The organism is Pseudomonas sp. BAV 4579 (assembly GCF_009765395.1).
Classification (GTDB): domain Bacteria; phylum Pseudomonadota; class Gammaproteobacteria; order Pseudomonadales; family Pseudomonadaceae; genus Chryseomonas; species Chryseomonas aestiva.
Genome location: NZ_WHOV01000123.1, coordinates 1 through 8,439, shown reverse-complemented (window position 1 = coordinate 8,439; position 8,439 = coordinate 1). Strand labels below are relative to the sequence as shown.

The 8,439-nt window shown below is 65.9% G+C and carries 7 protein-coding genes and 1 pseudogene; 2 read left to right on the top strand and 6 right to left on the bottom strand.

The features are described from left to right. The 6 genes and pseudogenes from GSQ95_RS26655 to GSQ95_RS20410 form a co-directional block, all read right to left on the bottom strand. A pseudogene (locus GSQ95_RS26655) lies at positions 1-144 on the bottom strand (lytic transglycosylase domain-containing protein); the annotation flags it as partial. A 617-nt stretch (positions 145-761) separates the two neighbouring features. Continuing rightward, positions 762-1,895: an FAD-dependent oxidoreductase gene (locus tag GSQ95_RS20430; protein WP_158895751.1), complete on the bottom strand. Its 1,134-nt coding sequence runs from the start codon at positions 1,893-1,895 to the stop codon at positions 762-764. Positions 1,896-1,912: 17 nt separating this feature from the next. Beyond that, positions 1,913-3,076, bottom strand: a complete 1,164-nt coding sequence (locus tag GSQ95_RS20425) for a S9 family peptidase (RefSeq protein WP_158895749.1) — start codon at positions 3,074-3,076, stop codon at positions 1,913-1,915. A gap of 24 nt (positions 3,077-3,100) precedes the next feature. Beyond that, positions 3,101-3,493, bottom strand: coding sequence for a Rieske 2Fe-2S domain-containing protein (locus tag GSQ95_RS20420; RefSeq protein WP_256664669.1), 393 nt, complete (start codon positions 3,491-3,493; stop codon positions 3,101-3,103). Next, positions 3,486-4,418: a VOC family protein gene (locus GSQ95_RS20415; protein ID WP_158895747.1), complete on the bottom strand. Its 933-nt coding sequence runs from the start codon at positions 4,416-4,418 to the stop codon at positions 3,486-3,488. The genes GSQ95_RS20420 and GSQ95_RS20415 overlap by 8 nt, the downstream gene beginning before the upstream one ends. 362 nt (positions 4,419-4,780) lie before the next feature. Next, positions 4,781-5,707: a LysR family transcriptional regulator gene (locus GSQ95_RS20410; RefSeq protein ID WP_158894520.1), complete on the bottom strand. Its 927-nt coding sequence runs from the start codon at positions 5,705-5,707 to the stop codon at positions 4,781-4,783. Between the two features lie 347 nt (positions 5,708-6,054). Between GSQ95_RS20410 and GSQ95_RS20405 the strand changes: the two genes are divergently transcribed. Continuing rightward, positions 6,055-7,071, top strand: coding sequence for an SMP-30/gluconolactonase/LRE family protein (locus tag GSQ95_RS20405; protein WP_158894517.1), 1,017 nt, complete (start codon positions 6,055-6,057; stop codon positions 7,069-7,071). A 31-nt stretch (positions 7,072-7,102) separates the two neighbouring features. Next, positions 7,103-8,386 (top strand): histidinol dehydrogenase, encoded by a 1,284-nt coding sequence (gene hisD, locus GSQ95_RS20400; protein ID WP_158894514.1) that lies wholly within the window; start codon positions 7,103-7,105, stop codon positions 8,384-8,386. Positions 8,387-8,439 lie beyond the last annotated feature (53 nt).

Here is an 8,439-nt window from a genome sequence, read left to right as displayed (position 1 = left end):
CAGCTCGGCGAGCATCTGCGCTGCGACTTCCAGGTTCTTGTAGGGGTTGAGCGCCTCGCAGGGCGAGACGCCGCGGCCGAAGCGATGCCCGTTCCAGCCCATGTTGACCTGGGTGATGCCGACGTCGACGCGCTTAGCGCCGGCGGTGTTGGCCAGGTGGCCGGGGATCTTGATCATGGCGGTCCTCGTGAATAAGGGGCACGCCATGCCCAGCAGGGGATGGGTACCCTGTGGGAGAAAACGGTGAGAGGTGCATCCATCGGCGGAGCCGACCGCTTGCGCTACCGGATGCTCGGCAAGCTTGGGGTTGGATCAGCGCGGGGCGCCGTGGTCTTGAGATCCTGACCACCTGGGCATGGCTGACAACGTCAGCGGCATGTGCGATGAATTCTGAAAGCGGCGCTTTAGCTGGTCAATAGGCCTGATAGGGGGGTTTAGAACTGAGGCAGGCCTTCGAGCAGGAAGCCATTGGGATCAAGGATCAGAATCCTGACGTCGGCCTGGCCCGCCAGGCTGAGCACCCGTATGGTCTCCGGCATGAAGCCCTCTTCGTGTTGCTTGGCCTGTAGGGCCGCTAGTCCGAAGCCTTCAAGCTGGTTCAGATGCTCATCTGTTCAGGACGTACCGTGCAGTTTGAATCCGACGGCATCGCTGTCTGGCAGGACGAAGCACTCGAACATCAGCTAAAGCAAGTTGTGCAACAGGCGGGGGCGGCTGAGCTTATTCGGTCTGCGAGCGCGCATCTCCCCGCGCAGGGAGGATCAGATCGGCAAGCGCAGCAGTTCTAGAGTTTGGTGCATCACCTGGGCGTGGGCCTGGGCGCCGCCACCTTGCTGTTCTATGCGTCCCAACTGAGACGAGGCCTCCACCACCAGACTGGCTCGATCATAGTGGCGGCCGGCATAGGCACTCAGGGCGCCCGCCAGGGAATGGCGCCGCGCCAACTCCTCGGCCAGGATGATCGCCCCTTCCATGGCGATACCGGCGCCTGAGGCTAGTTGCGGTGTAGTGGCGTGGACCGTGTCGCCCAGCAGGACCAGCCGTCCGCGGTGCCAGGGGGCGGGGATCATATGGCCGGCCAGAGGACGATAGAGCAGCTGAGGGTCGGGTAGGCTCCCGTCCAGCAGGCCACGGCGGATATCGGCCAGTTCCCCGCTGAAGGGTGTCAGGAGTTCGGCGAGAATTTCCGGCCAGGCTGCGGGCGGTATGAATTCCTGCCCGTCGCGTCGGTCCAGCAGGTAGAGATAGCAGCGGTCGGGGCTGATGGGGTTGACCCCGGCCTTGATCCGGTCGCTCAGGTACATGGTGGAGTTCTCGTGCAGTCGCGGCACGATGAGCCGCCAGCAGCCCTGGCCGGTGAACACCGGGCCGGCGAAGTCCGGCAACACTAGGCGGCGGAGCGCGGAATTGACGCCGTCGGCGCCTATCACCAGGTCGTAGCGACGCTCACTGCCATCGCTGAACAGCACGTCCACACCATCCGCGTCCTGGGCAAGACGTTCGAAGCTGGTGCCGAGCCGGACGGTGGCACCCGCGGCGCGGGTGGCGGTCGCGAGAATATCGGCCAGCACAGGGCGTGGGATGCCTGCCGCGCTGGGCAGGTCCTCGGCGCCGACCGCCGGCGCGAGGGGCACGGTGCGGAGCAACTCGCCCTGGGCATTGCGCAGGTCGATGGCGCGCCACCAGCCGCCGCGGCGCAAGACCTCATCCACCACGCCGATCTCGCGCAGTGCGCGCAGGCTGGGTCCGCTGATGGTGATACCGGCACCGTCCGGCGCCCAGGCGGGATTGATCTCGACCAGTTCCACCCCGATGCCCTGCTTGCGCAGCTGGATCGCGGCGCTCATTCCGCCGATCCCGCCACCGACGATCAGCGCGTTCTCGATAAGAGCCATGATGCTTCTCCTGTGGATCAGGCGACGACGCCACCCAGCCGTTCGGCCAGCCAGTCGGCGATGAGATTGCCGGCGTTGTTGGGGTTGTCCAAGGAGCTATGCTCAACACCCCCTTCGCGCGCGGTGAACACCAGCAGTTCCCGGTCCGGGCTGTTCACCAACTGGTCGTAGGTCCGCTGGGCGTAGTGCAGCGGAATCTGCCGGTCGTGCTCGCCATGGGTGACCAGGAAGGGCACCCGGACACGGTCCAGGATGCCGTCCAGGTGCATGGCCTCGGCCTTGGTCAGGAAGTCGTCGAGATCCTTGGCGCCGAAGACCCACTGCACGTGTTGCCAGTAGTGAGGCACCGGATTCTCTCCCTCACGGCGCCGCCGCGCCTGCTGCACGGCACGCCAGTCGTGATTGGCGCCCCAGACCGCGCCACAGGCGAAGCGCGGCTCGAAGGCGACCGCCCGTGGACAGTAGTAACCGCCCAGGGAGACCCCGAAGGCGCCGATGCGCGTGGCGTCCACTTCCGGGTGACGTTCCAGCCAGTCGACGATGGGCGATGCCCAGGCTTCGCTGTCGAAACGCGCAGGCAAGCCTTGCAGGCGCAGCGCTTCGCCCGTTCCCGGTTGATCGACGAAAAGGGCGGACAGTCCGCGCTGGGGGAAATGCCGCCCCATGACGCTCTTCTGCAGCATCTCCTTGGTGCTGTCGAGGCCGTTCATGACCACCACGATGGGCGCCTTAGCACCAGGCGGCAGGCCCTCGGCGCGTACGTACAGGGCACTGAGGTGCGCGTCGCCATAGGGGATCTCCACGCGCTGGCAATTCTCCCGGCCGAGCTGCCGGGAGCGTTCGAACAACTCCAGCGAGCGCTGGTACAGCGCCAGGCGATGCGCGAAGCCATGCGCCTGCATCCGCTCGGCGATGCCGTAATAGAGGGCTGCGCGACCCAGCTTTTCACCTGCAGATAGGCGGCGCCCGCGTGCCAGGTCCTCTTCGGAAAGCTGCACCAGACGGTCGCCGCCATCTTTCCAGGCCGCATAGAAGGCCACGGTACCGGGATCGTCACCGCCCAGGGCGGCATCGCGTAGCGGCGCGCACATGGCGTCTACCTCGCCGATGTTGCCGCCATGGGTCAGGGCGATCATCGTCGAGAGACTCCAGACATAGTTGGAGGGGAAGTACTGGAACATGGGATAGACCTCGTGCAGGCAAGACTAGAAAGAGAGGGGCGACTCGTGTTTGGGTAAGGGCAGCTCGGCGGCTATCCAGACCACGCCTGCGGCGTCCACTCGCGAAGGAACCTCGGTCAGGTAGCGACCGACGCAGGGGCCGGCGAAGCACAGGCCGCTACGCAGTTCGAAATGCGCCGAATGGGCGTAGCAGACGATGTGCTGGCCGTCCGCCGAGAGGAACCGGTCGCGCTGGTACTCCAGCGGGCGGTGGTTGTGCGGGCAGTCGTTGAGCCAGACGAACACCTCGTCGTCTCGGCGGACGGCGAACACTCGATCGTGGCGACCTTCGCGCAGCAGACCGCGGGCACCCTGGTCGGGCAGTTCGTCGCGATGACAGAGACGGCGTTCGTTGTCCATGTCCGGGGTCTCACTCACCTGGCGCCCATTTGTCACGCCCCTCGAAGAGGAACACCTGGGAGTTTTCCGCGCCGGGGTCCATGGCCCGCGGTACCCAGCTGTCGTCGTGGTGGTCCATGTCGGCGTCGAACTCCATGGCCGCGCCGAAGGGACTGTTGAAGTACCAGAAGAAGTTGCTACCCATGACGTGGCGGCCCGGTCCCCAGAAGCTTTGGTAGCCCTTTTGCTGGAAGCGCCAGCCCTGTTGCAGGACCTCGCTGGCGGAGCCGAAATGGAAGGTGAAGTGGTTGCAGCCGACCATGTGGGCGTTGTGGCTCTGCAGCATGAACAGGGTGTGGTGTTCCTGGGTGCCGGCCGGCCGCAGGAAGGGCCCCAGATCGTTGAAGCGATCGGTAACCACGAAGCCCAGGCGCAGGTAGAAGGCCTCGGCCCGGGCGGCATCCGCGACGAAGTAGACCACGTGGGACAGCGAGCGCGGCTTGATCTGTGCGGTGGGGTCCGCGGCGCAGTCGTTGGGCGCCCGTCCCGGTGCCTGGCCGGGGACGTTGAAGCCCAGGTAGGGGGCCTGGATCGGCTGGCGCCTGGACAGCTGGAAGGCGATGGCGAAACCCGCGTCGTCCAGACAGTGCAGGCTGCCATCTTCCCCGAAACTGACCTCGCGATCGGTGCCGAGCAGGTCATGCAGGGCCGCCAGGGTGGCCTGGTCAACCACGCCATAGTGGGTCTCGCGCAGGCAGGGTGAGTGGGCGCCAGGCGGCAGCGGCGGCAGGCCGGGATGGTCGCTGTGGCGGACGATCACCCCGGTGCCGTCCAGGGCGAGATAGGTGCCGCCGACCGCGGGATCGTAGTCCTGGGCATCCAGCCCGTAGTCCAAAAGGTACTGGTGAGCGGCAGCCAGGTCCTCGACGCCGAACGTCAGGTATTCGAGACCGGTGATGTGCATGGCGATGTCTCCAGGGGCGGCCTGGCGGAACGGCCAGGCGAGCGGGTAGGAAACCCGGCGGCGACCGCAGCGGCGGCCGGGGTGGGGGCTGGTTCGAGTCTGACGAGGCGAGTGCGTGGCGACGGCTCGAGGCGCCGGCGCACCGCCAGGGGTCAGGGCGGCGGGGAGCCGACGACGGCAGGGGCGGGCGCGAGGCGGAGCGAAGGGCGCTGGAACATGGCGTTGTCTCGATCTGGTTCTTGTTCTGAGTGCCTTGGCAGCTGTGGCCAGGACCGTTTTCGAGAAACTACGCAGCACCGAGTCATTCGAGAAATTCTAATTTGGCATACGAAGCATCCGTTCGATGGATGCCTCGCGATGAGTCAGTCGCCGAGGTGCACCTCGGGCAGGGCCGCGGCGCTCTCGGCGATCAGCTCGCGCAGCCAGTTCAGTCCGGGGTCGTGTTGCTGGTGACGGTTCCACTGCATCGCCATAACCAAGGGGGGCGCATCCCAGGGTACCGGCAGGATCCTGAGCGGCAATTCTCGGGCGCATTGTTCGGCCAGGCGGAGGTGGATGGTGGCGACGCGGCGGGTACCGGGCAGGAAGGTCGGCATCTTGCTGAAGGCATTGGTGATGACTTCCACGCGGCGCTCGGAGTTGTAGCGATTGAGAAACCACTCATCCACGGACGGGATGCGCTGTAGCCCCCAGCGGGCCAGCACATGGCCCAGGTGCTTGTATTGCTCGAAGGAAAGGCTCTCGCCCACCTCTGGATGGTCCCGGCAGACCATGCAGACGAAGCTATCCTCGAACAGGATCTGGCTGGGGTGCTCCTCGGTAAGGTGGGTGGAAGGCAGCACCAGCAGATCGACATGGCCACGCTCGATCATCTCCCGCGGATTGTCGTTGGGCGGGATAATTTCCAGGCTGGCGTGCGGCGCGAGTTCGTTGAGTCTTTGGCTGACCTGGGGCAGCAGCACGGTGCTGATGTAGTCCGAGGCCATGAGTACGAACTTGCGCTGCGACTGCGCCGGGTCGAACGGGTGGCGGTTGTCCAGGGTGGAGCGCAGCTGGATCAGCAGGTCACGGATCGGCTGGCTGAGCGCCTCCGCCTTGGGCGTGCGGACCATCTTGCGCCCGTTCTGTACCAGCAATTCGTCCTGGAAATACTCGCGCAGCCGGGCGAGGGCGGCACTGGTGGCCGGTTGGCTTAGGAACAGCCGCTCGCCGGCGCGGGTGATGTTCTGCTCGACCAGTAGCTCATCGAGCACCACCAGCAGGTTCAGATCCAGACCATAGAAACGCATGGGCTACTCCTGGCTCCGGTGCGGTCCGGGGCTGTTGTTGTGGGCGATGGGGTGCCAGGCATCAATCCAGCGCGCTTATGCCTCGTATGTCAACAAACGATTTCTCAAATACCTGCGGGCTGCATACCGTCGAATCACAGCCGCTCACGCGGCGGACAACAACAAGAATTCGGGAGCTACCCATGACACCGTTCCGTCTCTCGCCATCCCTCGGCAGGTCCTTCGCCGCACGCAATCTCCAGCCCGTCCAAGCGACCGCGCAGCCTCGCTAGACCCCCGTCGCCCCGGCGACCTCCTGCCGTGTCGCGGCCCCGCGCCCGACATCCGGCTCAGCACGAGACCTCAGCATGGCAAGCAATCCCCTCAAGGGCTGGCAGGTCGACCGCGCCAGCATCCAGTTCGTCGGCCAGGATCTGCAACGTCCCGAATGCATCATCGCCCAGCCCGACGGAACCCTGTGGAGCGCCGACGCCCGCGGTGGCGTGATGCGTATCGATCCGGACGGCAATCAGCAGCTCCTGGCACCGAATGCCCCGGCCAGCGCGCCGGTGGATTTCCAGCAACGCTACGTGCAGTCCCAGGGCGCCTCGCTGCCCAATGGCCTGGCGCTGACCGCCGAAGGCGACTTCATCATCTGCAACTGGGGGCTGGACCGCATCGAGCGACTCGATCGCCACGGCCAGCTGACGGTGCTGCATGACCATCTCGCTGGCCGTCCGCTGGGCAAGACCAACTTCCCGCTGCGCGACTCCCGTGGGCGAATCTGGTTCACCGTCACCACCACCCAGCAGCCCTGGACCGATTCCATCAACTCGGGCGTGCTGGATGGCTACATCGGCGTGATCGACGAGCAGGGCATCCGCATCGTCGCCGAGGGCTTCGGCGGCACCAACGAGATCCGCTTCGATGATCGCGAAGAGTGGCTCTATGTGGTGGAGAGCAACGTCAAGCGCATTTCCCGGCTGCGGCTGCGTCCCGATGGCTCGCTTAGCGAGCGCGAGGTGTACGGCCCCGCCGAGCTGGAAGGTTTTCCGGATGGGTTCGCCTTCGATACCTACGGCAACCTCTGGGTGACCCTGGTGATGAGCGACAAGCTGATCGCCCTGACCCCCGAGGGCGAGGTGCTGACGCTGCTCGACGACGGCGATGCCCAGGCCACCGCGCGTCTCAATCGGCACTACGCCGACAAGACCCTGACCCCCGACATCATGCAGGCCGCGCGCGGCACCCTGGCGCCCTGGCTAGCCAGCCTCACCTTTGGCGGTCCCGACCTGTGCACCGTCTACCTCGGTAGCCTGCAGGGCACCCGTATTCCCTATTTCCGCGCGCCGGTGGCGGGTCAGCCGCTGATTCACTGGCGATAGTTTTCCTCACCTTTCCGAACAGGAGCTGCACATGATCCGGCAACTCAAACAGGGCCGACCCGCCGCGGCCAAGGCCGAACTGAACGCCCAGGTCCGTACCACCGTGGAAGAGATCCTCAGTGCCATTGAGCAACGCGGGGATGCCGCCCTGCGCGAGTACTCCGAGCGCTTCGATAAGTGGGCCCCGGAGGATTTTCGCCTCTCGCCCGAACAGATCCAGGCCTGTATCGACAGCCTCTCGCCCCAGGCGATCGCCGACATCGAATTCGCCCAGGCGCAGATCCGTCGCTTCGCCCAGGTGCAACTGTTGTCGCTGCGCGACGTCGAGGTAGAAACCCTGCCCGGCGTGGTGCTGGGGCATCGCAACATTCCGGTCAATTCCGTGGGTTGCTATATCCCCGGGGGCAAGTATCCGCTGCTGGCCTCGGCGCACATGAGTGTCCTCACCGCCAAGGTGGCCGGGGTCAAGCGGGTGATCGCCTGCGCGCCACCCTTCGCCGGCAAGCCCTCGCCGGAGATCGTTGCCGCGATGGCCCTGGCCGGCGCCGACGAGGTCTACGTGATGGGCGGCGTTCAGGGCGTGGCGGCCATGGCCCTGGGGACCGAGCGCATCGCCCCGGTGGACATGCTGGTCGGTCCCGGCAACGCCTACGTCGCCGAAGCCAAGCGCCAGCTCTATGGTCGCGTCGGCATCGATCTCTTCGCCGGTCCCACCGAGACCCTGGTGATCTGCGACGACAGTGTGGACGCCGAACTGGTGGCGGTGGATCTGCTCGGGCAGGCCGAGCACGGCCCCACCTCGCCGGCGGTCTGCCTCACCAGCAGCGCCCGCATCGCCGATGAATTGCCAGCGGCCATCGAGCAGGTGCTCGCCCGGCTGGACACCGCGCCCATCGCCAGCCAGGCCTGGCGGGACTACGGCGAGATCATCCTCTGCGACACCGACGAGGAGTTGCTCGCCGAGTCCGAACGGATCTGTTCCGAGCACGTGCAGGTCATGACCCGTCACCCGGACTGGTTCCTCGCGCGCATGACCAACTACGGCGGGCTCTTCCTCGGCCATCGTACCAACGTGGCCTATGGCGACAAGGTGATAGGCACCAACCACACGCTGCCGACCCAGGGCGCGGGTCGCTATACCGGCGGGCTCTGGGTCGGCAAGTTCATCAAGACCCATACCTACCAGCGCATCCTCACCGATGCCGCCAGCGTGGCCATTGGCGAGGTGTGTTCGCGGCTCTGCGCCCTGGAGCATTTCTCCGGGCACAAGGAGCAGGCGGACATTCGCGTACGCCGGCTGGGAGGTCGTCCGTGAACGGCCAGCCCCTGGCCGGGCGGGTGGCGGTGGTCACCGGCTGTCTCTTATAC

What these genes read in the sequence shown, in the direction of transcription:
- hisD (WP_158894514.1), top strand. Translation starts at nt 7,103, where the DNA reads ATGATCCGGCAACTCAAACAGGGCCGACCCGCCGCGGCCAAGGCCGAA.
- GSQ95_RS20430 (WP_158895751.1), bottom strand. Translation starts at nt 1,895, where the DNA reads ATGGCTCTTATCGAGAACGCGCTGATCGTCGGTGGCGGGATCGGCGGA.
- GSQ95_RS20415 (WP_158895747.1), bottom strand. Translation starts at nt 4,418, where the DNA reads ATGCACATCACCGGTCTCGAATACCTGACGTTCGGCGTCGAGGACCTG.
- GSQ95_RS20410 (WP_158894520.1), bottom strand. Translation starts at nt 5,707, where the DNA reads ATGCGTTTCTATGGTCTGGATCTGAACCTGCTGGTGGTGCTCGATGAG.
- GSQ95_RS20405 (WP_158894517.1), top strand. Translation starts at nt 6,055, where the DNA reads ATGGCAAGCAATCCCCTCAAGGGCTGGCAGGTCGACCGCGCCAGCATC.
- GSQ95_RS20425 (WP_158895749.1), bottom strand. Translation starts at nt 3,076, where the DNA reads ATGTTCCAGTACTTCCCCTCCAACTATGTCTGGAGTCTCTCGACGATG.